General features: G+C 47.4%; 1 protein-coding gene. It reads left to right on the forward strand.

The genetic code is table 11. From position 1 onward, the window contains the following. Window positions 1–367, forward strand: a 367-nt coding sequence (locus B3182_RS07245; protein WP_349677928.1) for an ACT domain-containing protein, incomplete at both ends; no start/stop codon positions are given.

Genomic DNA, 367 nt, shown 5'->3' on the forward strand with positions numbered 1-367 from the left:
AAGGTTGGCTGGCCGGTATAACCGGTTTTTTTGCTGAACGTGGTTACAATATTCTGCATTGCCAGCAATATACCGATACCGACGAGCACGGTCGTTATTTCATGCGTCTGAAGGTGGAAGATGAAGCTCAGTTACCCCATGAAATACTCCATCAACAATTCAGCTCGTTAGCAGCAGCCATGGAACTGACCTGGTCAGTGCATTTCACCGATGTGCCATACCGCGTAGCCTTGCTGGTGACACGGGCATCACATTGTCCTTATGACTTGCTGTTGCGTGAGTTGGAAGGTGAGTTGAAATGTGACATTCCTGTCATTATCGGTAATCATCCCGATTTGGAGAATATGGCGCGTCAGTTCAAAAAACC

It is taken from the genome of Methylophaga sp. UBA4204 (assembly GCF_002379485.1).
Lineage (GTDB): Bacteria > Pseudomonadota > Gammaproteobacteria > Nitrosococcales > Methylophagaceae > Methylophaga.